The sequence below is a fragment of the Microvirga sp. CF3016 genome, assembly GCF_036314085.1.
GTDB lineage: Bacteria > Pseudomonadota > Alphaproteobacteria > Rhizobiales > Beijerinckiaceae > Microvirga.
On sequence record NZ_JAYGGM010000013.1, the window covers coordinates 110,624 to 135,202 of the forward strand.

Genomic DNA, 24,579 nt, shown 5'->3' on the forward strand with positions numbered 1-24,579 from the left:
CTGGTTATTAAAACCGACCCTGCGCAATCTCCGCTGCATCGCGCCCCACAGCCTGCGCCAGCGCTATCCTCTCGTTGTCGAGCACCTGCAGCAGCCCGCGCTTGATGTCGCCGATGAGGCCGGGCCCCTTGTAGACCATGGCCGAGTAGAGCTGCACCAGGCTCGCTCCTGCCCGGATCTTGGCCCAGGCCGCTTCCGCCGAGTCGACGCCGCCGACGCCGATGAGCGGGATCTTGCGCTCCACGCGCAGGAACGTCTCGGCGAGAAGCTTCGTGGACGGCACGAACAACGGCTTGCCCGACAGGCCGCCCGTTTCCGAGGCGAGTGCCTTTTCCTTCAGGCTGTCGGGCCGGGCAATGGTGGTGTTGGAAACGGTGAGCCCGTCGATGCCGCGCTTGAGTGCCGTGGCAACGATGGCATCGAGGGTATCGAGCGAAATATCGGGCGCGATCTTCAGGAGGACGATCGTCTTGCGTCTGCCCTGATCCGCTCGGTCGCGCGCATCCATGCTGCGGGCGAGGAGGTCGTCGAGGAAGGCCTCGCCCTGCAAGTCGCGCAGTCCCGGAGTATTGGGTGAGGATACGTTGATCGTCAGAAAATCGGCCAGCCCGCACAGGCGCTCGATGCAGAGACCATAATCGGCGATGCGGTCCGTCGAGTCCTTGTTCGCCCCGATATTGACGCCGACGATGCCCGGGCGTCCGCGACGGCTTGCGAGCCGCCGACGCGCCGCGTCGAGCCCGTCGCTGTTGAGGCCGAACCGGTTGATCACAGCCTCGTCGCGCACCAACCGGAAGACCCGTGGCCGCGGGTTGCCTTCCTGCGGCTTCGGCACCACGCCGCCGAGTTCGACAAAGCCGAAGCCGAGACCGAGGAGCTGATCGGGCACTTCGCATTGCTTGTCGAAGCCTGCCGCAAGTCCCACGGGATTGGGAAAGTGCCTGCCGAACACGTCGATCGCGAGACGTTCATCGTCCGCGGGAGCCGGCGAAATCGGCATCAGCGATAAGCCGCGGATCGTCAGCTGGTGCGCCGTCTCCGCATCGAGCGCATGAAGTGCGGGTTTGGCCAGGGAAAAGAGTGCACCGATCATTGGGAAAGATCCGGAAAGATGTGCTGGCCATCCGCGCCGAGGGGCAGCTTTTTCACCCATCGGACGGCGGAGAGGGACAGCGGAGCATAGAGATGCGGAAACAGGTCTCCGCCCCGGGATGGCTCGTAGCGAAGGGCTGCGCCCAGCGAATCGGCATCGATGGCGATCAGCAGCAGATCGTCCTGCCCGGCAAAATGCCTTTTGACTGTCTCGACGACCTGTTTTGCTGTTGAAAAATGGATGTACCCATCTTGGGTATCGATGGGTGCTCCCTCGAAGGATCCGGCTTTTTCAGCCTCCTGCCAAAGAAAAGCAGGGCAGATTTTAAAGATAATGCTCATGAAGTCTTGAGTAGCCGCACGTCACATCAGGAGCAACCCAAATTAGACATATTGTCTCAATAGTCTGTTGCCAGTTGTCTAAGTTTTCGGTCACATTTAATTCCTAATTATAGGTTCGCTTTCACGTATTCGCTCCTAGCGAAGGTTAGTACCATGTTATCTCACGAGCGCGTCTGGGCTGCTATCGATGCGTTGGCATCACGACATGGCATGACCGCATCAGGACTGGCTCGCAAGGCCGGTCTCGACGCGACCAGCTTCAACAAGTCGAAGCGCGTGAGCCCGGAAGGCCGAGAGCGATGGCCCTCCACAGAATCCATCTCGAAGATCCTGAAAGCCACGGGCGCGACCCTGGAGGATTTCCTGCGCCTCGTCGAGCCTTCGGGCTCCCTGCGCCGTTCCATGATCCCGTTGATCGGCATGGAGGAGGCGGCAACCGGCAAGGTCTTCAACGAGGAAGGCATGCCCAACGAAGGACCGGGCTGGGACGAGATCGAGTTCCCCGATTTCGGCCAGGAGAAGGTTTTCGCCCTCGAAGTCACGGGCGACGCCCTGTCCCCGCTCTATCGCGACGGCGACATCCTCATCGTCTCGCCCACGGCCAGCACCCGCAAGGGCGACCGGATCGTCGTGTGCACGACCAACGGGGCGATCCTGGCCAAGGAGCTCAAGCGTCGCTCGGCCAAGACCCTGGAAATGACGTCCCTGGCCAAGGACCAGGAAGATCAGGTGATCCCCGCGGAAGAGATCTCCTGGACGGCCCGGATCATGTGGGCGCGGCAATAGCCTTTCTCAAGCTGCCTGGCCGGCCTCACGCTGTCTCAGGAAAGCCTCGTGCTCGCGCACGAGATCCCCGTCGAGCGCTTTTCGGATCAGCGCCCGCGTCTCCTTCACCCCGTAGAGAGCGACGAAAGAGCCGAAGCGCGGACCGCGGGGCTCGCCCAGTAGCACCTGATAGATCGTGTTGAACCACTCGATGGACACGCCCGGACGCTCGGGCGTCGCGCCCTTAGCCTTGAGATCCTGATAGCGTGGCTCGGCCCGGCCCACATTGTAGATCTCTTCCTGGATCGCCTCTGCCGTCGCCGGACGCTCTCCGGATTCGAAGGAACCGAGAACGTCCTCCAGGCGTCGCAGCGAGGCGGCTTCGACATCGTCCGCCAGGCGATAGGTCTTCTGCGGCTTCACGAAATCCTCGAAGTAGCGCACGGCACGCTTCACGAGGCTGTCGAGCCGCGGATGGGTCTCGGGGGAGACGCCCGGCGCGTAGCGGCGGATGAAGCCCCAGAGCACGGCGGGATCCTCGGAATTGGCCACCGCCACCAGATTGAGCAGCATGGAGAAGGAGATCGTCGTACCGGGCTGGTTGCCTCCGCCGGACGAGACCAGTTCCGGGGCGGGCGGCTCGCCCGCATGGAGATGCCAGACCGGATTCATCAGGCGCGCCTTGGAATCCTGCGCCGGATACTTCTCCAGGAAGGTGAGGTAATCGTCGACCTGCCGCGGGATCACGTCGAAATAGAGCTTCTTCGCCTCGCGCGGCTTGTTGAACATGAACAGTCTGAGGCTGTCCGGCGTGCCGTAGGTGAGCCACTCGTCGATGGTGAGCCCGTTGCCCTTCGACTTGGAGATCTTCTGGCCCTTCTCGTCCAGGAAGAGCTCATAGTTGAACCCGTCCGGCGGCAGGCCGCCGAGGGCCTTGGCGATCTCGCCGGAGAGCTTCACGCTGTCGATCAGGTCCTTGCCGGCCATCTCGTAATCGACGCCGAGCGCCACCCAGCGCATGGCCCAATCGGGCTTCCATTGCAGCTTGGCATGCCCGCCTGTCACCGGCGTCTCGAAGCGCTCGCCCGTGTCGGGATCGCGCCATACGATGGTGCCGGTATCGAGCTTGCGCTCGTCGATCGGCACCTGCATGACGATGCCGGTCTTCGGATGGACGGGCAGGAAAGGCGAATAGGATTGCTGGCGCTCCTCACGCAGCGACGGCAGCATGATCGCCATCACCGCATCGTAGCGTTCGAGCACGGTGAGCAAGGCCTTGTCGAAACGGCCGGCCTTGTAGCACTCGGTCGCGGACATGAACTCGTAATCGAAGCCGAAGGCATCGAGGAATTCGCGCAGGCGCGCATTGTTGTGATGCGCGAAGCTCTCGTGCGTGCCGAACGGGTCCGGCACCTGGGTCAGCGGCTTGCCGAGCGCGGAGGCCACGAGGTCCTTGTTCGGGATGTTGTCCGGCACCTTGCGCAGGCCGTCCATGTCGTCCGAGAAAGCGACGAGGCGCGTGGGGATGCTGTCGCCGGTCAGCACCCGGAAGGCATGGCGCACCATGCTGGTGCGGGCGACCTCGCCGAAGGTGCCGATATGCGGCAGGCCCGAGGGACCATAGCCCGTCTCGAACAGAGCCTCCGTCTTGCCCGTCCGTTTGAGCCGCTCGACGAGCTTGCGCGCCTCCTCGAAAGGCCAGGCGGTGGCAGTCTGGGCGGCTTCAATCAGAGCAGGATCAAGGGTCAGAGGTCGGGACATGGGCCTAGTGCTTGCGGAAATGCTTCCAGAAGCGCGGCACACTAGGGATCAGACCCGCGAGGGTCAATGCGGTAACCCGTCTGCTCCGAGGCGGATCAATGCCTAGAACGGGCTGATCGGGAAGAAGCGCAGATAAAGCTCCGCGTACTTTCCTTCCTTCCAGAGCTGCTGCAGGGCAAAGTCCAGTGCCCGGCGCAAGTTCTCATCCTCGGGGCGGGTGATGAAGCCGATCCCCTCCCCGAAGAAGCGGCTCTCCAGGTAAGGACCACCGGAAAAGTCGCAGCACCCGCCCGCCTCCTCTCCCCCGATCCAGAGCGCAAGGCCAAGGCCGTCGGCAAACAGGTAGTCGGTTTCTCCGGCCTTGAGGGCGGCCTGCGCGGCGGCTAGTTCCGGATAAGGCTTGAGGGTCCCGCCGGCCATGAAGGCTTTGGCGAAGGCCTCATGGGCCGTGCCGACGACGACTCCAATGGTTTTGCCCTGAAGCGCCTTCGCTTCCGGGGCCGGCTGATTGCGGTCCTTGCGGACGGCGAAACGGGCTGGAATCTTGAAATACGGAGCCGTGACGGCAAAGCGGCTCCGCAGACCCGCCGTGATGGGAATGGCCGCGGCCACCACGTCGCCCTGCCGCTCGTTCAACGCATCGAGCAGCATGTCGAAGCGGCGGACCTGGATGGTGCAGGTCAGGCTCAGGCGTTCGCAGGCGGCGCGGGCCAATTCCACCGACAATCCGGTCGGATTGCCGTCCAAGCCTGGGAAATGAAGTGGTGGAAAGTCGTCGTCGACAAGAAAGCGGATCGTTCGGGTCGCCGGCAGGTCGGGCCGCTCGAGCTGGGCCCTGGGATCCCAGAAATTAGGAATGCTCACGCCCTGCGCCGACGCCAAGCTTGGCATCAGCGCCAGGAACAGCGAGAGGATGCCTGGGGGCTTGATCTTGGTTCGGAACCGCGCGACCAATGTAACGATATAATTCAACATAAAGACGACGTTCTCTTGCACGCTACCCCGCACCCGATGCGAACGCCTCCTGGAAGCGCCCTTTGCTCATGAGCCAGGGTCTAGCGGAGAGAGCCTCACAGTCAACCGCGCTGCCGATCGAGATCGGCTTCCTGGCCCATCACGGGCAGCCACCGGAGACCTTACGCCAGGCGGCGAACCTTGCTCGCCTCGCCGGGGTGCCGGCGGATGAATTGCTTCTGAAGCATGGGCGGATCCAGGAAACCGAGTTCTACCGGGCGCTGGCCGCCGAACTCCAATTGCCGTTCCTGACAGCTCCTCGCCTGTCGCGGACGGCCCGCTACCCCGATAGCATTCTGGCAGGCCTGGCTCCACTGGATGGGAGCGGAGCGGGTTTCGTACTCGCGCCGCGCGGCGCGTCATTGGCCTGGCTCCTGAAGACCTGGCCCCGAGATCGCCCCTTGGCGATCACGACCCCTTCGCGGCTGAAGGAGGCGGTCTTTCGTATTCAGGCCCGACGGATCGCTCATCGGGCCGCCTCCGGGCTCGCCGAGAAGGCTCCCGACCTGGCGACCGATCTCAGCTATGGGCAGATCGCCAGCCTGTTCGTCGTCCTGACCGCACTCGTCTTCAGTCTCCTGCTGGCTCCGGAACAGTCTATGACCGTGCTCGGCTTGGCTCTGAGCCCCCTTTTCCTTGGAATGATCGTCCTCCGGCTCTCAGCCGCAATGCTGAACAACCCCGTCGAGCCGGGCATCCGGCCAACCCACGCGAGGGAAGGCGACCTGCCGGTCTATACGGTCATCGCGGCACTCTACCGGGAGAAGCGGGTGGCCGGGCGGCTCATCCATGCCCTGTCACGGCTCGATTATCCTCCGGCAAAGCTCGACATCAAGCTCGTGGTCGAAACCGACGACCGGGAAACACTGGATGCTCTGCAGGCCATCGATCTGCCGGGCAATGTCGAGATCATCGTCGCTCCCAGGGGCGCGCCGCGCACCAAGCCGCGGGCGCTCAATGTCGCTCTTCCTCTGGCGCGGGGCCGCTTCACGGTCATCTACGATGCCGAAGACGTGCCGGATCCCGGCCAGCTGCGCCTCGCCGTCGCCCGGTTCGCCGGTCTGCCGCCGAAGGTCGCCTGCCTTCAGGCGCGCCTGACCATCGACAACACGGACGATTCCTGGCTCACGCGGCTGTTCACCATCGAATACGCGGCCTTGTTCGACGTGTTCAATCCAGGCTTGGCGGAGATCGGAAGTCCCATCCCCCTGGGCGGCACCTCGAACCATTTCCGAACCGCCGCGCTACAGGCGGTCCACGGCTGGGATGCCTGGAACGTCACGGAGGATGCGGATCTCGGCATTCGGCTGGCGCGGCTGGGCTACGATGTCAGGGATCTCCCGTCCTCGACCCTCGAGGAGGCTCCCAGTACCCTTGGAATCTGGATGCGGCAGCGGACCCGCTGGATGAAGGGTTTCGTCCAGACCGCAGCCGGCCATTCGCGCAGACCCGGGAGCCTGTTTCGGCAACTCGGCATCTGGCGCATGTATGGCGCACTTGTCCTGACTTGGGGCATCGTGCTCAGCGCTTTGCTTTATCCGTTTTTTACCGGGCTGTTCCTGAGAACGTGGCTCTCGGGAACCGGCATGTCCCTCGCCTCGCGCTGGGAGGCCGCCGGATACGCCTGGGGCTTGACGCTCTTCTTCTCCGGCGCGGCCGCGATCTTCGTCCCGGCCTGCATCGCCCTTCACAGGAGAAGCCTCTGGCGGCTTCTGCCCTGGGTGCCGCTGTTGCCGCTCTATTATGGGCTCGTCAGCCTCGCTGCCTGGAGAAGTTTGTGGGAGCTCGCGAGCGCACCCTTCCGCTGGAACAAGACGAGCCATGGCCACGCCCGGACATCACGGAGCGGCCTCTTTCAGAAGCACCAGGCCAAGGTCGTCAGCACGAGGTCGTTGAAGACGGCACCGCCATAGCGCCACCAGAGGAGACCGCCGGAGGCAACCAGACACAGGACTGCCCCGGCAAGAAGGCTCATTCGAGCCCGCCGCTCGTGCTGGTCGGTTTGTCCGGTATCGAGGCTCATCTCCGCTCTTTCGTGAAGGCGCTGCGAGGGAACCAATATAGATGGCCCTCGCCGGAAGGAAAAGAGATCAGGCCTGCAGCCAGTTCCGCAGCCTGGAGAGGCGTGGTTCTTCCTCATGGGTGACGGCTTGAGCCAGTGCAGCGCGGCTACCGACCAGGACGACGAGACGGCTTGCCCGCGTCACGCCCGTATAGAGAAGCTTGCGCCGCAGCATGGTGGCCTGATGCAACGCCACGGGAATGATCACCGCCGGATATTCCGACCCTTGCGCCTTGTGGATCGTCACCGCATAGGCGAGCGCCAGTTCGTCGAGCTCCTTAAGCGTGTAGACGACGAGCTTGTCGTCGAACGCCACCGTGAGTTCGCCGTGATCCCTTTTCACCTCGCGAACGATGCCGACTTCGCCGTTGTAGACGTCGCGCTCGTAGTCGTTCCTGACCTGCATGACCTTGTCGCCGGGACCGTAGATCCATCCGGCCCGGTGCAGGCTCTCGGGTCCGGGCGGATTGAAAATCTGCTGCAATTCGCCGTTCAGCATGTGGGTGCCAAGGCGCCCGCGGTTCATCGGGCACAGGACCTGCACGTCGCGCACGGGATCAAGGCCGAACTTTCTCGGGATGCGGTCGCGCATGAGGATCGTCATCTTGGCCATCGCGTCCGACGGCGTATCCGCCTCGACGAAGTAGAGATCCGAGTCCGGCCGATGCGACAAATCGGGCACGAGGCCGCGATTGATGGCGTGCGCCACCGTGATGATGCGGCTTTCCCGCTCCTGCCGGAACACTTCCCGGAGATGCACGACGGGCACGGCCTCGGACGCTATGATGTCGGACAGGATCTGTCCGGGCCCGATGGAGGGAAGCTGGTCGACGTCGCCGACGAGGAGCAGGCAGGCCTCGTTCGGCAGAGCGCGCAACAGAGCTGCCATGAGCCGGATGTCGAGCATCGATGCCTCGTCCACGACGAGGAGATTGCAGTCGAGCGGCGCCTTGGCGTTGCGCCGGAATCCGCCCTCGGAGGCTTCGAGAAGCCGGTGCACGGTCTTGGCGGGAAAGCCCGTGCTCTCGGCCAGCCGCTTGGCCGCCCGTCCGGTCGGCGCGCAGAGTGCTACATGCAGCTCATGCTTCGCACACAGATGCGTCAGGCTGCGGATGAGGGTGGTCTTTCCAACGCCCGGGCCGCCGGTGACGATGAGCACCTTCGCCTGGCAGGACGCGGCGAGCGCCTCGCGCTGGCTGGCCGAGTAGGAGACACCCGTGGCAGCTTCAGCCTCAGCGATCACCTGAGCGGGATCGAGCCCGCGCCAGGGATGATACCCCTGGGCGATTTCCTTCAGACGCTGCGCGATGAACAGCTCGGCTCCATACAGGTTCTTGAGAAAGATGCAGCGTTTGCCGTCGAGTTCATCGGCTGCAAGCTGTCCAGCCATGCATTGCGCGTCGAGCACCGGCGCGAGCTGTTCCTTCGGCACCTCAAGAAGGACGCTCGCCTGCTGCAGGAGCTCGTCGATCCGCAACCCGGAATGTCCCTCCTTCACCGCCTCCGACAGAACATGGGCGAGCCCGGCCTGCAGCCGGATGTCCGCCGTCGGCTCGACTGCGAGCCGCATGGCCACCTGATCGGCGAGCGCGAACTCGAAACCTGGAATGTCGAGCGCAAGCCGATAGGGATTGGCCGAGATGATGTCGATGGCCCCAACCCCGTAGGCGCGATAGATACGCGTGAGCAGAAAGCCTCCGATCCCGTGGGCGTTCAGGAAGGCCGCGATGTCCTTCAAGGCACGGTGCTCGGCCCAAGCCTCGCCGATGCTGAGCGCTTTCGCCATGCCGATGCCGTGCACGCGCGTCAGCTCGTGCGGCTTTTTCTCGATGACATCGAGGATGCGCGATCCGAAGGAGGCGATGAGCCGCTGCGCGACGGCGGCGCCGACGCCCTTCAGGAGACCGGAGCCGAGAAAGCGCTGCAGGTCTTCCGCGGTCGTCGGAGCCGAGGTCTTCAGCTCACCGGCGCGGAACTGAACACCGTGGTTGCGATCGTGGAGCCACTCGCCGCTCGCCTCGACGACCTCGCCGATGGCGACCGCTGGCGCATGGCCGACGACGGCAACGGGCTTGCGGTGTCCGCGCGCCTTGACGCGCAACACGCAGAAGCCCGTTTCGTCATTGTGGAACGTCACGCGCTCGATCGAGCCGACGAGATGCTCGGAGAGGGAGAGAGCGTCCTGGCCGGAAGCAGGAAGTGCAGAGGATTTCGGCATCGATCAGCGGGACCACGAGCGCCGGGACGCCATTAGACGGGAGAAAAATGGACGAGACGACTCGATACCGTCTCGTCCATGATCGCAGCGAAATTTAGGCCGCCTTCTTGGTCGGCCAGCCGAGCTCGACGAGGCGCGCCTTGGCGAAGTCGCGGATCTCGTCGCGGATGCCTTCCGGCAGGTCGGCGAGCGTCTTCTGCGTGTCGGCGTGGAGCATCAGGTCCGTGACCGCATTGATGGTCTTGGCCTTCTTGATCTTCGCCTTCAGATCGTCCTCGACCTTGCCGTCGTTGGCACTCGCTTCGACCTTGCCCTTCTGCGGCTCGGTCTTCTCGACCTCCACATGCGGATCGGCATAGCCCGGACGGCCCTGCTTGAACTCGTCGGCCTCCTCCTCGGAATAGACGTAGCCGTGCAGCTCGATGAGCTTGAGGATCACGCGATCCTTCGCCCGCTTCTCCGCCATGGCGTAGACATAGGCCGCCTGCTTGCCGGAGACGCGGTAGTTCACGCCGATCAGCGCCTCGCCGATCGACCACTCGACGCGCTCGCCCATGCGGCCGGTCACTTGGATCACGGCCTCGTCCCGCTCGGCGCGGATGATCTTGGGCTCGTCGAAGGCGACCTTGGCCTGGGCGGCGATGCGCTCGAGGGTCTTGTGATAGATCACGGCCGTCCCCTGGACGCGCCAGACGTTACCGGCCATCGGCTCGCCGAATTTCGCCAGCACCTCGGAAATTTTCTTGTCTGTCGTATTCATCCTCGATCCTAACTTTCTAAAGACCCGCAAATCGCAGACGCGCTCTTGTCGCAGCCTTGTCCCGGCAGGCGCGTTCGTTATTTGTTCTATACCAAATTTCAGCCCTTAGGTCCACTTTCAGCTCCATGGAGCAGGGCAATAAATCCTTATTTACCAGTTAGTTACCTCCTGTGCGATTTTGTCTCAGACCGGTGGTCCAGGACCTCGAAGCCGGGGTCGGAAATCACTCTTTTGGGGATTACCAAAAGTTTGACCGGCAGGCCATTGTTCTATATATGTTCTCAATTCACGACCAGGCTAGGTACCGCCGGAACTCTGGCCGGCCTGCTCCACCCGTTCGACAAGCCAAGCTGGAGGCCCCGATGTCCGCGCAAGCGCTCCTCGACCTTTCCGACCGGCGCTCTGCCCGGCGCTCCGGCGCCCGCCGGGCCGCAAAGCGCCCCGCCACGCCGCTCACGCGCAATGCCCTGATTGCCGATTACCTGGCCCTCTGCGAACTCGATGCCGAGGTGGAATCCCTGCGCGCGCCTGCCGATCCCGCCGTGTTCGCTGTCGGGGACGAGACCGTCGAGCACGTGGCGGATTTCGAGATCGTGAAGGATGGCGCCGCCTTTCTGGTCGATGTGGTGACCGACGACGACCTCTTGAAGCATCCGCTGCGCACCGCGGCGATCCATGGCATCACCTCCACGGACGGTCGCCCCTTCCTGATCGAAACGGCCGCGAGCATCCGGGCCGAGCCGCGCTTCACGACCATGCGGCTGATCCTGGCCTGCAAGCGTACGCCGGTGAGCGCGGGAGACCGGGTGCGGGTCCTGCATCAGCTCGACGAGATGGGCGCCATGCGGCTGGTGGATTGCGCCAGCGCCGTCATGAACACGCAAGACGGCGTGGCGGCCGTTCTGGCGTTGGCCTGCGAGGGGCTGGTTGCCGTCGACATCAGCCGCCCGGTCCTGCCGGAAACGCAGGTGCGCCGGCGCCGCCTGCCCTACGCCGATCCGTTCGCGTTTTAAGATTGCGCAGCGTGCCGCTCCACCGCCTCGCCGAGGAGCGAGCGCACGATGGCGCGGACGGCATCCGAGGTGTCGTCGGCGGCAAACTTCGCCTCGATCTCGTCGCGAATGATGGCCCCGTCGCCGCTGCGCTTCAGTTCCGTCGCGGATTCGGCCTGCAGCAGCGTGACGAAGGCGCTTTCGACCTCCCGCGCCACAGCATCGCCGTCGGCGGCATCGACCACCCGTCCGGTCAGATCGAAGACGTTGCTCTCGAACGGCAGGGCCTGCGGCGTCAGTTCGCCACCGGCGTCGAGGATCCAGGCACGGGGGACATGATCCACCAGATCGACGGATTGGCGCGTGATGGTGCCGGGATTCATCCAACGGGTGCGCCCGGCGAGAACCGATTTCTGCGTTTTGTGGATGTGCCCGTTGATGAGAACGTCGCAGCCCGCAACCGCGAAGGGCGGTACCGCGCCCGGATAGCCGCCGTCGAAGGCGATGTCGTGATGCGTGAACCAGGCATGCAGATCGACGCCCGTGAAGGAGCCGCGCGCATCGGTGGGGATCGCCTGGCCGTAGGGTGTCATGCCGATGCCGATGCGCCGCTCGCCGATCGCGAACTCGGTCACGGGAGCCGATGTGGCGACCACGTCGACCACGTCGCACAAGCCCAGCAGAGCGAGCGAGTCGCTGTCCGTGAGCGTCGTATGCTGAATGTCGTGGTTGCCGACATTGACGATCGGTCGATGCTTGAAGCTCTTCAGGACGCGGATCAGCTGGTTCTTGAGCGCCATGTCGGCCTCGACGGGCCGGTCGAACAGATCGCCCAGGATCACGACGGCAAGCCCGCGCTCGTTGGCAATGGCGACGCAGCGCTCCAGCTTGCCGAGCACGGCTTGCGGCCAGACCATGTCCTTGCGCCGTCCCGGACGCCGCGAGCCCACATGCGGGTCTCCGATCACCAGGACACCGTTGCACGTGATTGCAGGAAGTCGATCTCCGGACAGGATCATGCGGTCAGCCGCTCCGACGGCGTAGAGGAATGGGCGTGATGGTCGAGCAGACTCTCCGGCTTCACCGGCGAACCGCAGGTGGGGCAGAGTCCGCCGGTCTCCTCGACGAGCTGCGCCATGTCGGCCTGAATGGCTTTGAGCCCCTCGTCGACTTTCGCAATACGGCTTTGCGCGATCAGGGCTGCGGCGCGAAGATCGGTCATGCGCTTCAGGATGTTTTGTGCCGACGCGGTATTTTCAAGGGTCGGAGGTGCCTCGGGCAGGCGCCGCAGCGTCGCCAGCCTCGCCTTGCTGCGGGCAAGGCCATGACTGAGCCGGATGAGCCGCTCTCCTAACCGTTCGCGCTCGCGCGAACGGTCGACGCTGCGCGTGAGGTGTGTCAGCTCCTCGGCGTCGGGAACCTTTGCCGTGATGTCGGCCCGCGCCTGCGCCTTCTCCAAGCGGCGTCTGAGATCGGCAAGCTGCGCTGCGCGCAGCTGCAGTCTCTGGAACTGCGCCGCGGCCTCCTTGAGATCGTCACCCTGGCGTCGGATGGCCGACAACCGGTCCTTGAGAACGTCGAGATCCTTCAATCCTTCGAGCGTCTCGCCAAGGGCAAGCAGCTCCCGCTCGCCGTTGCGCACGAGGTCGTTGTCCCGCCGGCAGCGTTCGCGATGGATGACGAGCATGTCGCGGATATAGCCCGCCTCCTGGCCGATCGAGAGAACGGCGGAGCGGCGGGACGGCGCCTCTCCGAGAAGGAACACCGGAAACTTCTGATGCGCGATGTGAACGTCGAGATCCTCCACCTTGCGGATGCGGATGAGATCGGCGACCCAATCGGGCACGTTGCGCCCGCCGGTTTCGTAGCGCATGCCCTGCTCCTCGACGACGGAGCCGTCAGCCTCATGCAGAGACCAGATGTTGACGGGCGAGCGGCGGGGCTGGCGCGTGAAGCGCAAGACCCGGTTTCCGGCAACGCCGATCTCGACGCTGGCCGCCTTGGCGCCAGCCCGCACGAGGCTGTCGCGGGCTTCGCCATAGAACACGGCGCGCAAGGCCCGGATGAAGGTCGACTTGCCGCGGTTGTTCGGGCCGATCAGCGCATTCACGCCGGGGCCCAGATGAAGCGTCGCGTCCTTGTAGGCCTGCACGTTGACGAGCCGGATGAACCGCAGGCCCGGCTGCGCATCGTCCCACGCGGCTCCGGTGTCGGGGGACTGCACATCGACGCCGGAGACAGGCTCTCCGACGATGCGGGCGATGTGGAACTTGCCCGAGAACTGGGAGAGATCATGATGCGACACCGCCAGGCATTGCACGCCGAGACGGGCGGCACCGTCCTCCAACACCTTGTAGAAGGACGAGACGCGATCCGGTGCGATCCAGCAATCGGCTTCGTCGAGAGCGAGGAAACGGGCGACATCCGCCTTGACCACAGCGATCAGCCGGAGCGCCATGCCGATCACATTGGTCAGCGCGCCGCCATTGTCCTCCAGCACGTCCTCGAGCGTTCCGTCGGGACGGCGCACGCAGATGTCGAGGGAGGCCAGGCCGCGCTCCGTCGAGAGATCGAGAGCCACGGGCTTTTCGCCCGGCAGCACCTCCTGCACGAGGGCCGTCAGCAGGGTTTCGAACGCGGACAGGCTGCGGCGGCTGGCCGAGCCATGCACGGCCTCGATGAAGGCTTCCACCTCGTCCTTGACGGCAAGCCGCCCCTTGGCGAGCTCGATCTCGCGCGTCAGCTCCTCGCGCCGCATCCGCAGCGCATCGCGCCGCCCTTCCAGACGCGCGAGGACAGCCTGCGCCTGCGTGACGTCACGATCGATGGCGGGTGCGATCAACGCTCGTCTCCAAGCTGTTTGAGACGGGTTTCGACCTCGCGCAAAGCCGCGCCGAATTCTTCCGCGAGCTTGGCATTGCGTGCCTGAGCATCCTCGATCAAACCCTGGATCTGGCTTTCGTCATCGGTGCCGAATTCCGACAGAGCGAGAGCCCTCGCCTCTTCGAGCTCGCGCGCCAGGCGCTCGACCTCGCCCTCGGCCCGGATCCGCTCGGCCTTCAGCTTGTCGAAGGCCTTGCGCATCTCCTCCAGGCGCCGGAGCTGGTCCGTCTCGAAGCGTGTCAGGTTGGTCATGACGTGGCGAATCCGCTGCGTTGGAATGGTCGAGCTTCAGTTATCGCCAGCGATATTTCGCCGCAACGACTTTGCCTCTTTTTGAGCGGGATCGAGAGCGATCTCTTCAATCCTGGCATCACACCCTCCACATAGTATCGGTTACTCCAAGATTACAGTCCCAAATTGCCGGCTTTGCTTGACATAGCGGCTGCCGGGAGTATGTTCTTGGTTTGTTCGCATCCTCTGTATGCGTCGTGGATGTGACGCCATTAGGGCAGCCGCGCCTCACCGCCGCAAAGGATCCTGCGATGACCGTCATGACGGATGAACGACCGATCTTCGAGAACGAGGAATGGCTCGTGATCGAAAGCGGCCTGGAGCACAAGCGAACCGGCTATTTCATCGACCGCGAGAGCCTCGGCCAGCGCCGGGAGGATGGTCTGTGGACGTGGCCGCTGCACATGGCCGAGAAGAGCTGGTGCGCCATGCAGCCGTTCTCCGAAGCCTTCTCCTGCGCGGCATCCGTCTACGGCGTCACCACGGGCGCGGAATTGGCGCAGACGTTCAAGATGGCACGCTGCGAAATCTCGCCCTGGCCGAAGGTTGCAAGACGATCCAACCAGGGATCAAACCCCGTTCCGCTCATCCCGCAACGCTTGCATTCGCAGGGCTCAAACCCCATCTTCATTGAGCCGCGCTCGTCAGAGAAACCCTTGAACGGCCAAGGTTTTCCGGGCGCGGATGATATCTGGCGCATCCGCCCGCGAACAGGCGCGCGCCCGTTTCTAAAGACCCTGCGTAACCGTCCCGAACGCCCGAGCTCGGCGCTGGAATCCGTCCTCCCCTGGCGGGCGCAGCGGCGGATCCGGAAGACAGGGACAAAGCTCGTCCGGCTGCTGCAGGCGGCCTGGACCATACGGTGAGAGGAATGCCGAGCTTCGGACTTGAAGAGACCATGCGCTACGGCGCGACTGCTTTTCAGGGAGAGATCTCCGAAGCGGAGACGGCCTCTCCTGAAACGGCGGATGAGTTTGCGCAGCACGTCATCGAGGCGATCTGTCATGCGAGCGTGACGCCGAACGTCGGTCGCCGCACCTTCGAGCGCTGCATGCGCGCGCTCGCGTTCGGATCGACCGCGCGGGTCGGCTTTCGCCATCCCGCCAAGGCCGAGGCGATCGACAGAGTCTGGCGCGAACGGGAGCGGCTGTTCGACGATTACAACGCCTGTCCCGACAAGCTGCGCTTCCTCGCGACGCTGCCCTGGGTGGGACCTGTGACGAAACATTCCCTGGCTCGCCGGCTCGGCGTCTACGCAGAGCATGGACAGCGGGCCGTCGCCTAAAGACGAAACAACAAGAAGAGGTATCACCCCATGGCCAAGGTCCGCGCAAGCGATGTCGGATTCTGCGTTGTCGACGACAACGCCAACGTCATTGCCGACACCCTCGTCCACCGCATCCGCGAGGCTGCCGTCGAGATGGAGAGCCAGGTCAACCGGCTTTACCGGGGCCGCCGAGCCTACGATCTCGAGGCCGGCACCAAGCTCGACCTCGACAAGGCCATCGAGCAGCTGGCCTATATGGCGCGCACCCTGCGCGAGGTTCGCAGCGAGCAGTCGAAGGTCGTCTATCTCCAGGCTGCAGAGTAAATCAGTTCTCCTAACAGCGGCGCCCCTGGCGCCGCTGTTTTTACATCCCTCAAGACTTGACGGCCAGGATGAACAGCACGAGCGGGGCGTGCTGGTACCAGCGGTTCAGCCATTCGTGCTTGCGGGCCATGTCCTCGCTCGGCCGCGGCTCCTCAATCCTCGCAAGACGGAAGCCTGCTTCGCTCACAGCATTGATGTAGTCGGAGAGAGTTCGCGGGAATCGCGGCACCGCGAAGGGTTCTCCAGCGACTTGCCGCCGGCTCTCATCCGAACGTCTGCTGAAACGCCAGTATTCGATGAAGGGCGTTCTCTCGAAATAGCGACCGACACGAAGGCCATGGTAAGCGCCCGTTTCATCGGTTAGCCATCGGATGGCGGGCGTGATGAAGCAGGGATGCAGAACGCTGAAGCACAAGGCGCCGCCAGGCTTCAGCACGCGATAAGCGGCGTTCAGCGCAGTCGGCAGATCGGGGCCATCCATGAGCGCCATGGTGGACACGGCGCAGTCGAACGCCTCGTCGGCAAAAGACGAGAGATCAGTGAAGGATCCGACCTCATAAGCGATCCCGAGAGGCTCCTCCTTTTCTTTCGCCCGCGCCTGTCCGATCATCTCGGCCGAGAGATCAACTCCCGTCATCGTCCCGCCGAGCTGCGCGAACCGGCGGGTATTCGAGCCCTCGCCGCAGCCCAGATCGATCACCTGCTTTCCTGAGATCGACGGCATGAAATTCAGGAAGGCGGGCAATGTGTAAAGCTCGCGGTACAGGTCGAACCCGCTGCGAACCTCCTGCGTCCACAGAGCGGCATTGCGATCCCATGCTGCGGCAACGGCCGCTTCGTCCAAGATCTCGTCGATCAAGGCTGCCTCCCCAAGCTTGGCGTCTATCCTTACCGGACATAACACGCCTCTCGCCATTTTGGGCACGGGTGGTCCCGTCCTTTCCCGAGGCGAGAGACGCCCATGAGGCGACTCTCTGCTTGTGTTTCACGTGGAACAAATATAGAACAATAGGTGATGCCTCTCGAAGGCAGGAATGTGCAACCGACCTGAAAACGTGGAGCATCCTGATGCTTCAGCCGTTCAGGAGAGATGAAGTGGAGAGGCCGTCATGGCGGGCAGTGTGAACAAGGTGATCCTGGTGGGCAATCTGGGGCGGGATCCGGAGGTGCGGCGTCTGTCGAACGGGGAGCCGGTGGTGAACCTGCGGATTGCCACGTCGGAGACGTGGAAGGACAAGGGCACGGGCGAGCGCAAGGAGAAGACCGAGTGGCACTCGGTGGTGATCTTCAACGAGAACCTGGCCCGGGTGGCCGAGCAGTACCTGAAGAAGGGCTCGAAGGTGTACGTTGAGGGCCAGCTGCAGACGCGCAAGTGGCAGGATCAGAGCGGCCAGGAGAAGTACACCACCGAGGTGGTGCTGCAGCGCTTCCGCGGCGAGCTGACGATCCTGGACAGCCGCGGCGGTGGGGCCTCCGAGCTCGGCGACGAGGAGCCGGGCCAGATCGCCCGCGGCGGAGACTTCGGACGATCGTCTCCCATGGAGCGCAGGCCCGAGCCGGCCGGCAGCTCCCGCCACGGCGATTTCGACGACGACATCCCGTTCTAAAGCATCGAACCCAAAAGTGGTCTTGCACTTTTAGGATACATCCGATGCTTCCTCTTTGGATGGGAGCATCGTTCGTGCGGACCCGAAGGGCCGCGTCAGCGAAAAGCGGGTCTACTTTTCCGCACGATGCTCTAAGGAACGCGCATTGCAAGCTTTCAGAATCCGGGCCTCCCGCCCGGATTTTTTGTGCCTGTTTCCCGCATCTCACATCCGGGCCGATGCCTTGCGGGCCAGATGACGCGAGCGCTGCGCCCGCTCCACCTCCCGCAGCTTGCGGGCCCTCTCCTGCAGTTCGTCCCGTCTCGCCCACCACCAGCCGCGAACGGAGCGGACGTCCGGATCCTCTTCGGTCGGAACCGGTTTCGCGCGGTAGATTTCCTGGAGCGTCGGCATCCGCCAATGGGCCCAGACAAAGCGGGCAGGATCGCCGCGGACATGGGCGTAAAGCCCGGTCGCCGCGGGCTCGTCGATCGGATCGACGTCAATCGCCTCGAACACCACCACACCCCAGCTTTTCGTCGACAGCGGAAAGCCGAGTGGCGGCAGGTCGTCAGCCGGCACGGGATAGCGCCTGCGCCGCCGCTCGGCCTGGACCTGTCCGGTCTCTTCCGAGGCCTCCCTTCGCTGCTCTTCCCGGCGCTTACGCCGGGCGTCGGGCTCGTTACGCCGCGCCGCCTCCTCGATCTCGGGCCAGCGTGCCTTCAGCTCCTCGTAGGATCGGAACGGCACGTGCCAGATCCTCTCCTCCGGGTCCCAATGGGCCCAGGGGATCGACCGAAGGGCCTCCACGATCGTGCGGGAATAGGGCGTACGCACCTTGAGATCGTCTGCGACCGTCAGATAACGGCTCTCGAGCGGCTCGAAGACGAAGGCATCCCGGCCCTTGGCGTCGGCATGCCGATCGAGCGTTTCCAGTTCCTGTGCCATCCAGGCATCGAGCCGCTGCACGGCCGTTTTTCCCGGCACGAACCACCGCACCTCCTCCCCCCGCCAGCGCGCCCGCGGAAAGCTGTCGCGGAACCGATGCACCAGATCGCGGTCATAAGGAAAGACCGCGTAGGCCCCTGGCTTCTCCTCGTCGTCCGAGGGCAGGATCTGGAAGGCGGAAACGATCTCCATGGGCCATCGGTGCTGCGAAGATGGGTTCTCAAGGCACAACAGACGGCCTCGGATTTGGATCCCGCTTTACGGGATTTCAGGCGCTTGAACGCAAGCCCCCGCGGGGCGATCCCCATGGAGTTGTTGTGTGGTGTCGTTTGGCTGCGGGGACCTGACGCCGCCGAGGCTGCAACGGGCCTGTTGGTTGCGCTGCCCGCACCGGCAGCGCCCGGAACGGGCCTGGCGCCGTTGCTATGCCGGCAGGACGATCACCTTCGTCTTGACCGGGGTCCGTGAGTACAGGTGCATCATGTCCTGGGTCAGGAGGCCGACGCAGCCGCTCGTGATGCCTGTGCCGATGGATTCGGCGTCGAGGCTGGCGTAGATCGTGTAGAGCGTGTAGGCGCCGTTCTGATAGAGATAAAGCGTGCGGGCACCGAGCGGATTGTCGAGGCCGCCCGGCATGCCGCGGGCCCATTTGGCCGCCTCGGGCTGGCGCCGGATCATCTCCTTGGGCGGGGTCCAGGTCGCCCATTCGCCCTTGCGACCCACATAAGCCTCGCCATTCCACCGGAACCCGTCACGGCCGACATTGGCCCCGTAGCGGGTGGCGTTTCCGTCGTCCTCGATACGGTAGACATAGTAGTTGCCGGGGTCGACGATGATCGTACCGGGCGCCTCCTTGGTGTCGTAGCGAACGGTCCGGCGGTAGTATTTCGGATCGACCTTGCTGACATCGATCGCCGGGATCGGGAATTTCTCATCGGGCACCGGCCCGTAGACTTGTCTCGCCTCGGCAAGGCTCATGCCGTCGGTTGTCACGCAACCGGCCAGCCCCAGCGCGCCGATACCGGCGGCCGAGCCGACCAGAAACGACCGGCGGCTGAGAAGTCCCGCCCGGTGTCCGAGCAAAGCCGCATCGTCTGACTTGCCGGCATCGGCATTCCTACCATCGATCATCATGATTTGGTCGCTTCCCTTGTCCTGTTGCCCGACGAAACGATGCTCCGGCAACCACCCGCTGAACGTCTTGTTGAGCTGGAGATTGCCGTCACACGGCGCGATTGGCAAGCCAGGGCCCGCGTTGGGCTTGCCATGCACCAAGTCGGTAACGTCCACGCAGCCTCACTTTGCGTGGCGCTTGGCGAGGCCCCATCCGATAACGCTCGAAGTCGAGCCCTGACGTGCGAAAGCCCCTGTACGCCAACAGCGTCAGGGGCTTGTTGTTTGGTTGCGGGAACCTGAAACCACCAACGCTTGGAGAAAAAACGTTGCTTTGTCGTCCGCCGTTAATTTCTTCTACTAAGCGAATGACTATAAAAGAGAATTCAAGAAAATTGGGTAGATCGCAGAGCATCTGACTTTTGATCAGAGGGTCCTGGGTTCGAGTCCCAGCACGCTCACCATCGTTCTTAAGAGGTTAGCTCCTAGATGGCCAACCGGCTGGTCACAGATCCCGATTCTGGTAATCACATAGTAAGCACCATAGTTATCGATCACCTTCAGCCCGACATCCAAAATTCCGGGCATGATAATATCGCCTGGAAAACCGGCGTTGTTTGAAGATTGACGCAGGAGTGGTCCCTTATTGGACCAGTTCTCGTTATATGCCCACGGTTATGCATCAGTCCCCGCGCTGGCAAGCGTCCCCAATCTATGCGATGGCAAGGCCTCTCTGCTTAAAGAGCAGCGCTGCTGGTGCTCGGCATCTACCTGCGCGAGCGGGGATCCCCGGAGTCGAAGCCGGTGTCTGCTCCACACGCCACAACCGGGCACTGACAACCGCGGCTCAAGGCCTATTTGTCAGGGCAGGCTCATGTCCGTCTCGTGAGGATGCCACTTGTCACTGGCTGTTTTCAGGGACCGTCTGTGGGATCTCGCACTCGTCTTCGGCGGGGTGTCCATCGTCGCCCGTTCGCATGCGTGGACGAGGTTCAAGGCAGCCCTGGCGAATGTCCACTCTCTCGATATGGGTGACAGGCTCTACCAGCGGGACTGGGATTTCAGGTACTGGCACGGGATCGGGTTGCGGACGGCACAATACTCGATCCTCTGCTCCATTCTGTGGCTGTTTACCAAGCTGCTCTACCCGTGATCCACCCCGGGCGATCGGAAGGGTAGGCGCTAAGTCCCAGACCTTGCGCGGGGCCGTGCCCCGCGAACCTGGATTGCTCCCTGAGCGGTCAAATCGTGATCCGCGACCCCACCTCGACCGCCCGGTCCCCAGGGATGCAGAACTGATCCGAGATGTCGCTCGCGGAGCGAGCCAGCGGGATGAAGATGTAGTCCTGCCACAGCGGCAGTCCTGCGTGCGCCGACGCTTGCAGCGCCCGCCGTGACAGGAAGAACGATGCATTATCGAGATCGAACCCGGCCGCCCGGAGCGCCTTCGGGAGATTGGGGCTCTCCATGAAGCCGAACCGCACTGTCACCCGCGAGAACCGATCCGAGAGCTTCTCCATGCTGACGCGGCCGTCGTCCGGACGGCGCGGGATCTCCTCGGTCACCACCGTCAGGATGATGTTGTGGTCATGCAGCACCTTGTTGTGCTTCATGTTGTGCAGCAGAGCCGCAGGCACGTCCTGAGCGTTGCCGGTCGGAAAGATAGCCGTGCCGGACACCCGAGGCACCGAGCTGCTCTCGGCCATGCGCATGAACTCGGACAAGGGTGGGCGACCCCGGTGCGCAATCTCCGCCAGCAGACGCGTGCCCTTGCGCCAGGTCCGCATCAGAATGAACAGCCCGGTGCCGACGAGCAGCGGGAACCAGCCGCCCTGTGGGATCTTGAGCGCGTTGGCGCCGAGGAAGACAAGCTCGATGGCCAGGAATGGCACGATCACCAGCGCGGCTACGGCCGGCGACCAGCGCCAGAACTTCCAGGCCACGATGAACAGCAGGCACGAGGTAATGACCATGTCACCAGTCACAGCCAAGCCGTAGGCCGCCGCCAAGGCGCTCGACGACTCGAACAGGACGACGATCAGGATGACGGCTAACAGCAGGAGCCAGTTGATCGTGGGGATGTAGATCTGGCCTTTCTCGGTCTCGGAGGTGCGCATGACCCGGAAGCGCGGCAGCACGCCCAGATGCATCGCCTGCTCCGAGATCGAGAACGCACCCGTAATCACCGCCTGACTGGCGATGATGGTGGCCACCGTCGCGAGGATCACCATCGGCAGCAGGGCCCAGGAGGGATAAAGCAGGAAGAACGGATTCTCCAATCCCTCGGGATGGGCCAGCAGCATGGCGCCCTGCCCGAGATAGTTGAGGGCCAGCGCCGGCAGGACGAGGCCGAGCCAGGCGGTGCGGATAGGTGCGCGCCCGAAATGGCCCATGTCGGCATAGAGCGCCTCTGCCCCGGTCACGGACAGAAACACCGCGCCGAGCGCGAAGAGCCCAGCCGTTCCATGGTTCAGCAGGAAGCTGAGACCATGCACCGGGTTAATGGCAGCGAGGATGCTCAGGTCATCCCGGATGTGCATCAGGCCGCCCACGGCCATGACCAGGAACCAGAAGGTGGTGATCGGGCCGAACCAAGCGGCCACACTGGCGGTGCCGAAGCGCTGGACGGCAAACAGGCTGATCAGGATCACAAGGCTGAGCGGCACCACATAGGGCTCGAAGGCCGGTGTCACCAGTTTGAGGCCCTCGACCGCAGAGAGGACCGAGATGGCCGGTGTGATGATGACATCACCGTAGAACAGCGAGGCGCCGACCATGCCAAGGATGATCGTGATCCCGGTGCTGTGCCCGAGGGCCCGCTGGGCCAGGGTCACGAGCGAGAGGGTGCCGCCCTCGCCATTGTTGTCAGCCCGCAGGACCAAGACCACGTACTTGATGGTCACGATGATGATCAGCGCCCACAGGATCAGGGAGACCACCCCCACGACCATCTCGCGGGTGAGAGTGCCGGAGCCGGCGTGTCCGGTAGCGGCGGCGAGGCTTTCCTTGAGGGCATAAAGTGGGCTGGTGCCGATGTCGCCGTAGACCACCCCGATGGTGCCAAGGGTCAAGGCCCAGAAGGAGGTTGGGGCAGCGTGCGCGTACTCTGGAGAGCCCGTGGCGGTGCCAGTGTTGATTCCCGTGGCGACCATGTTCAGCCCTCCCTTGCTGACAAGATGTACTCGGCTTCCGTGGCCTAACGTAGCCGTGCCCTGGAGGGTTTCACCCGGGCTGAGATCACCAGGGTGCCTTGGCTCCGGCACCGGACAGTGCCGCCACGCGTTAGCCGGACCGGGCCGACGCACTCAAGTTCGTCTCCGTTCCGTCCATGGATATGCCCGGCATCGTCGCTTCGGCGGTCTATGCCGGCGGCCGGCCTGCTCGACACACTGCTTCACAAGCGTCGGCGTGACCGCAAGGATGCCCTGACGCCGCGGGAGCGCTCCGTGGTGCAACTGACGAACTCGACCCCGACGATGTGCTTGCCGAGCTTGGGCGCGTCGCAGACCAGCCGCTGCTCCGGAGGGATGCCAAGGAAGTTGTAGACGTAGAACAGCTTGCCGCCCTTCACGAACAGCGAGTAGCCGCCGAAGCGCGAACCCTGGGGCACGATCACACCCTGGCTGTCGCCGGTGAACTCCACCTCGGCCAGCATGTTGAAGGAGACGCCCAGCGTGCGGGCGGCGGCGGCCTCGGGCACCTCGATGGTGCCGGGATAGTAGACATACCGGTCGCGCTTCGGCGCGTGGTACTCGGCCTCGTGCATGGCGCGGACGCCCAGATCGACCAGCGGCAGGACGTTGTTCTTCTCCGCCTCCGAGAACCAGAGCGCGACGAGTTCCTTCAGCTTGTCGGGGTGCTCGGCCGCAAGGTCGCGTGCCTCCGCCCGATCCGTGTCGGTGTGGAAGAGCTGCCAGACGGCCTTGTCGAAGTTCCCCTGATCGGATGTAAGCGGCGCGTGGATCGTGGCGGCCTTCCAACCCTTCGACCAGATGCCCCTGGTACCGAGCATCTCGTAGTACTGGGTTTGCTTGGTGGCCGGCGCATCCGGGCTGTCGAAGCTGTAAAGCATCGAGACGCCGGCCAGCGGCGCCTGCTTCACGCCGTCGATCAGCTCGGGCATGGGTACGCCACAGGCCTCCAGGATCGTCGGCACGATGTCGGTGCAGTGATGATACTGGTGACGCACCTCGCCCTTCGCCTTGATGCCCTGCGGCCAATGGATCACCATGGGATCGCAGGTTCCGCCGGCGTAGGACGCATAACGCTTGAACATGCGGTAGGGCGTCGAGAACGCCACGGCCCAGCCGGTGGGATAGTGGTTGTAGGCGTCCGGCGAGCCGAGCTTGTCGATCATCGGGAGGTTGCGGCTCACGTCATCCGGGAAGCCGTTGAAGAACAGGTTCTCGTTGACCGAACCGCTTGGCGAGCCTTCGCCTGATGCGCCCCTGATGCGCCGTTGTCGGCGCAGTAGAAGATCGTCGGGATCGCCCTGCTTGGAGTCCCGGATGAAGGTGATCGCCTTGTCGGCGATGTCCTTGGAGAAATGGTGGCCATCCTTGGGCTGCGCCGGTTGGTCGACGAAATGGTTGTCCTCGATCAGTTCCGGGAACCACTGGTTCGTCTCGCCGCCGATGAAGCTGTAGAAGCGGTCGTAGCCCAGGCCCAGCGGCCAGCGCTTCTTGGAGGAGCTCATGCCGAAGGCGTCCACCGGCACGTTGTGGTTCTTGCCGACCCAGAACGTGCTCCAGCCGGCGTCGCGCAGGATGCTGGCGATCGTGCCGTTCTCCAGTGGGATATGGCCGTTGTAGCCGGGGAACCCCGTGGCCGATTCCGAGATCGAGCCGAAACCGTTGGCGTGGTGGTTGCGGCCGGTCAGGAAGCAGGAGCGGGTCGGCGAGCACACCGCGGTCGTGTGCCATTGCGTATAGGTCAGGCCGTTCTTCGCGAGCCGGTCGAGCGTCGGCATTTCGATGCGCCCGCCATACCCTGGATCGCTTGGGCAAGAAGACCTGGCGGTTGCACAACCTCGCCCGGTCCATGCGCCTGATCGGCAAGCACTACGGCCGTTCTGCACGGTGACTTGGCGCGTATCCTGGCGGTGTGCTCGACGGGGCCGCGGGCTCCGGACGAGCAAAAACCCCTGACGCTGTTCACGTAC

Annotated in this window: 23 protein-coding genes; 9 read left to right on the plus strand and 14 right to left on the minus strand. The window is 63.9% G+C overall.

Annotated features, from left to right (window positions below; translation table 11 throughout):
• Positions 1-7 precede the first annotated feature (7 nt).
• Entirely contained in the window at positions 8-1,093 is a 1,086-nt protein-coding gene (locus VB672_RS19160) for a quinone-dependent dihydroorotate dehydrogenase (RefSeq protein WP_329785802.1), read from the minus strand.
• Positions 1,090-1,434, minus strand: coding sequence for a DUF952 domain-containing protein (locus VB672_RS19165; protein ID WP_329785803.1), 345 nt, complete (start codon positions 1,432-1,434; stop codon positions 1,090-1,092). Before VB672_RS19165 ends, VB672_RS19160 begins: the two co-directional genes overlap by 4 nt.
• A gap of 153 nt (positions 1,435-1,587) precedes the next feature.
• On the opposite strand from VB672_RS19165, the gene VB672_RS19170 reads away from it, so the two are divergent.
• On the plus strand, positions 1,588-2,220 hold the full coding sequence (locus VB672_RS19170; protein WP_329785804.1) for a helix-turn-helix transcriptional regulator: 633 nt from the start codon (positions 1,588-1,590) through the stop codon (positions 2,218-2,220).
• Positions 2,221-2,226: 6 nt separating this feature from the next.
• Here VB672_RS19170 and VB672_RS19175 read toward each other — a convergent pair whose 3' ends face one another.
• Positions 2,227-3,960, minus strand: coding sequence for a lysine--tRNA ligase (locus tag VB672_RS19175; RefSeq protein WP_329785805.1), 1,734 nt, complete (start codon positions 3,958-3,960; stop codon positions 2,227-2,229).
• Between the two features lie 102 nt (positions 3,961-4,062).
• Positions 4,063-4,935, minus strand: coding sequence for a transporter substrate-binding domain-containing protein (locus VB672_RS19180; RefSeq protein ID WP_442932115.1), 873 nt, complete (start codon positions 4,933-4,935; stop codon positions 4,063-4,065).
• A gap of 68 nt (positions 4,936-5,003) precedes the next feature.
• Between VB672_RS19180 and VB672_RS19185 the strand changes: the two genes are divergently transcribed.
• Complete coding sequence (locus tag VB672_RS19185) at positions 5,004-6,887, plus strand: glycosyltransferase (protein ID WP_329785806.1); 1,884 nt, start codon at positions 5,004-5,006, stop codon at positions 6,885-6,887.
• A gap of 177 nt (positions 6,888-7,064) precedes the next feature.
• On the opposite strand, the gene recD2 is transcribed toward VB672_RS19185, so the two are convergent.
• Complete coding sequence (gene recD2, locus VB672_RS19190) at positions 7,065-9,254, minus strand: SF1B family DNA helicase RecD2 (protein ID WP_329785807.1); 2,190 nt, start codon at positions 9,252-9,254, stop codon at positions 7,065-7,067.
• A 94-nt stretch (positions 9,255-9,348) separates the two neighbouring features.
• On the minus strand, positions 9,349-10,014 hold the full coding sequence (locus VB672_RS19195; RefSeq protein WP_329785808.1) for a trna delta -isopentenylpyrophosphate transferase: 666 nt from the start codon (positions 10,012-10,014) through the stop codon (positions 9,349-9,351).
• Between the two features lie 362 nt (positions 10,015-10,376).
• On the opposite strand from VB672_RS19195, the gene VB672_RS19200 reads away from it, so the two are divergent.
• On the plus strand, positions 10,377-11,027 hold the full coding sequence (locus VB672_RS19200; protein ID WP_329785809.1) for a hypothetical protein: 651 nt from the start codon (positions 10,377-10,379) through the stop codon (positions 11,025-11,027).
• On the opposite strand, the gene VB672_RS19205 is transcribed toward VB672_RS19200, so the two are convergent.
• Genes VB672_RS19205 through VB672_RS19215 form a run of 3 tightly spaced genes read right to left on the minus strand, consistent with a single transcriptional unit; the run spans position 11,024 to position 14,141 of the window.
• Positions 11,024-12,025 (minus strand): metallophosphoesterase family protein, encoded by a 1,002-nt coding sequence (locus VB672_RS19205; RefSeq protein ID WP_329785810.1) that lies wholly within the window; start codon positions 12,023-12,025, stop codon positions 11,024-11,026. The genes VB672_RS19200 and VB672_RS19205 overlap by 4 nt on opposite strands.
• Positions 12,022-13,848 carry an AAA family ATPase gene (locus VB672_RS19210; RefSeq protein ID WP_329785811.1) on the minus strand — a complete coding sequence of 609 codons (1,827 nt, stop codon included), beginning with the start codon at positions 13,846-13,848 and terminating at the stop codon, positions 12,022-12,024. The genes VB672_RS19205 and VB672_RS19210 overlap by 4 nt, the downstream gene beginning before the upstream one ends.
• Complete coding sequence (locus tag VB672_RS19215) at positions 13,845-14,141, minus strand: hypothetical protein (RefSeq protein ID WP_329785812.1); 297 nt, start codon at positions 14,139-14,141, stop codon at positions 13,845-13,847. Before VB672_RS19215 ends, VB672_RS19210 begins: the two co-directional genes overlap by 4 nt.
• A gap of 290 nt (positions 14,142-14,431) precedes the next feature.
• On the opposite strand from VB672_RS19215, the gene VB672_RS19220 reads away from it, so the two are divergent.
• From VB672_RS19220 to VB672_RS19230, 3 genes are read left to right on the plus strand one after another with little or no spacing between them, the layout of a single operon-like run.
• Positions 14,432-15,046 (plus strand): hypothetical protein, encoded by a 615-nt coding sequence (locus VB672_RS19220; RefSeq protein WP_329785813.1) that lies wholly within the window; start codon positions 14,432-14,434, stop codon positions 15,044-15,046.
• Between the two features lie 5 nt (positions 15,047-15,051).
• Positions 15,052-15,465, plus strand: coding sequence for a hypothetical protein (locus VB672_RS19225; RefSeq protein ID WP_329785814.1), 414 nt, complete (start codon positions 15,052-15,054; stop codon positions 15,463-15,465).
• A gap of 30 nt (positions 15,466-15,495) precedes the next feature.
• Positions 15,496-15,771, plus strand: coding sequence for a hypothetical protein (locus tag VB672_RS19230; RefSeq protein ID WP_329785815.1), 276 nt, complete (start codon positions 15,496-15,498; stop codon positions 15,769-15,771).
• Between the two features lie 49 nt (positions 15,772-15,820).
• Here the strand turns inward: VB672_RS19230 and VB672_RS19235 are convergent, their stop codons facing one another.
• A complete protein-coding gene (locus VB672_RS19235; RefSeq protein WP_329785816.1) occupies positions 15,821-16,630 on the minus strand; it encodes a class I SAM-dependent methyltransferase in 810 nt (269 codons plus the stop codon).
• 250 nt (positions 16,631-16,880) lie between these two features.
• On the opposite strand from VB672_RS19235, the gene ssb reads away from it, so the two are divergent.
• On the plus strand, positions 16,881-17,378 hold the full coding sequence (ssb, locus tag VB672_RS19240; RefSeq protein ID WP_329785817.1) for a single-stranded DNA-binding protein: 498 nt from the start codon (positions 16,881-16,883) through the stop codon (positions 17,376-17,378).
• Positions 17,379-17,582: 204 nt separating this feature from the next.
• Here ssb and VB672_RS19245 read toward each other — a convergent pair whose 3' ends face one another.
• Complete coding sequence (locus VB672_RS19245) at positions 17,583-18,497, minus strand: hypothetical protein (RefSeq protein WP_329785818.1); 915 nt, start codon at positions 18,495-18,497, stop codon at positions 17,583-17,585.
• A gap of 231 nt (positions 18,498-18,728) precedes the next feature.
• Positions 18,729-19,439, minus strand: coding sequence for a L,D-transpeptidase family protein (locus tag VB672_RS19250; RefSeq protein ID WP_329785819.1), 711 nt, complete (start codon positions 19,437-19,439; stop codon positions 18,729-18,731).
• A 735-nt stretch (positions 19,440-20,174) separates the two neighbouring features.
• Here VB672_RS19250 and VB672_RS19255 point away from each other — a divergent pair.
• Both VB672_RS19255 and VB672_RS19260 read left to right on the plus strand, forming a co-directional pair.
• Positions 20,175-20,255, plus strand: a complete 81-nt coding sequence (locus tag VB672_RS19255) for a DUF6766 family protein (protein ID WP_442932118.1) — start codon at positions 20,175-20,177, stop codon at positions 20,253-20,255.
• A 61-nt stretch (positions 20,256-20,316) separates the two neighbouring features.
• On the plus strand, positions 20,317-20,571 hold the full coding sequence (locus tag VB672_RS19260; RefSeq protein WP_329785820.1) for a hypothetical protein: 255 nt from the start codon (positions 20,317-20,319) through the stop codon (positions 20,569-20,571).
• An 88-nt stretch (positions 20,572-20,659) separates the two neighbouring features.
• Here the strand turns inward: VB672_RS19260 and VB672_RS19265 are convergent, their stop codons facing one another.
• The gene (locus VB672_RS19265) at positions 20,660-22,570 is read right to left on the minus strand and encodes a potassium transporter Kup (protein WP_329785821.1); all 1,911 of its coding nucleotides are present in this window, start codon (positions 22,568-22,570) and stop codon (positions 20,660-20,662) included.
• A gap of 242 nt (positions 22,571-22,812) precedes the next feature.
• On the minus strand, positions 22,813-24,495 hold the full coding sequence (locus VB672_RS19270) for a sulfatase-like hydrolase/transferase (RefSeq protein ID WP_329785830.1): 1,683 nt from the start codon (positions 24,493-24,495) through the stop codon (positions 22,813-22,815).
• Positions 24,496-24,579 lie beyond the last annotated feature (84 nt).

Excerpts from the sequence above, each read along its gene's own strand:
- VB672_RS19160 (WP_329785802.1), bottom strand. The coding sequence starts at position 1,093 with ATGATCGGTGCACTCTTTTCCCTGGCCAAACCCGCACTTCATGCGCTC.
- VB672_RS19165 (WP_329785803.1), bottom strand. The coding sequence starts at position 1,434 with ATGAGCATTATCTTTAAAATCTGCCCTGCTTTTCTTTGGCAGGAGGCT.
- VB672_RS19170 (WP_329785804.1), top strand. The coding sequence starts at position 1,588 with ATGTTATCTCACGAGCGCGTCTGGGCTGCTATCGATGCGTTGGCATCA.
- VB672_RS19175 (WP_329785805.1), bottom strand. The coding sequence starts at position 3,960 with ATGTCCCGACCTCTGACCCTTGATCCTGCTCTGATTGAAGCCGCCCAG.
- VB672_RS19180 (WP_442932115.1), bottom strand. The coding sequence starts at position 4,935 with ATGTTGAATTATATCGTTACATTGGTCGCGCGGTTCCGAACCAAGATC.
- VB672_RS19185 (WP_329785806.1), top strand. The coding sequence starts at position 5,004 with ATGAGCCAGGGTCTAGCGGAGAGAGCCTCACAGTCAACCGCGCTGCCG.
- recD2 (WP_329785807.1), bottom strand. The coding sequence starts at position 9,254 with ATGCCGAAATCCTCTGCACTTCCTGCTTCCGGCCAGGACGCTCTCTCC.
- VB672_RS19195 (WP_329785808.1), bottom strand. The coding sequence starts at position 10,014 with ATGAATACGACAGACAAGAAAATTTCCGAGGTGCTGGCGAAATTCGGC.
- VB672_RS19200 (WP_329785809.1), top strand. The coding sequence starts at position 10,377 with ATGTCCGCGCAAGCGCTCCTCGACCTTTCCGACCGGCGCTCTGCCCGG.
- VB672_RS19205 (WP_329785810.1), bottom strand. The coding sequence starts at position 12,025 with ATGATCCTGTCCGGAGATCGACTTCCTGCAATCACGTGCAACGGTGTC.
- VB672_RS19215 (WP_329785812.1), bottom strand. The coding sequence starts at position 14,141 with ATGACCAACCTGACACGCTTCGAGACGGACCAGCTCCGGCGCCTGGAG.
- VB672_RS19220 (WP_329785813.1), top strand. The coding sequence starts at position 14,432 with ATGACCGTCATGACGGATGAACGACCGATCTTCGAGAACGAGGAATGG.
- VB672_RS19225 (WP_329785814.1), top strand. The coding sequence starts at position 15,052 with ATGCCGAGCTTCGGACTTGAAGAGACCATGCGCTACGGCGCGACTGCT.
- VB672_RS19230 (WP_329785815.1), top strand. The coding sequence starts at position 15,496 with ATGGCCAAGGTCCGCGCAAGCGATGTCGGATTCTGCGTTGTCGACGAC.
- ssb (WP_329785817.1), top strand. The coding sequence starts at position 16,881 with ATGGCGGGCAGTGTGAACAAGGTGATCCTGGTGGGCAATCTGGGGCGG.
- VB672_RS19245 (WP_329785818.1), bottom strand. The coding sequence starts at position 18,497 with ATGGAGATCGTTTCCGCCTTCCAGATCCTGCCCTCGGACGACGAGGAG.
- VB672_RS19250 (WP_329785819.1), bottom strand. The coding sequence starts at position 19,439 with ATGATGATCGATGGTAGGAATGCCGATGCCGGCAAGTCAGACGATGCG.
- VB672_RS19265 (WP_329785821.1), bottom strand. The coding sequence starts at position 22,570 with ATGGTCGCCACGGGAATCAACACTGGCACCGCCACGGGCTCTCCAGAG.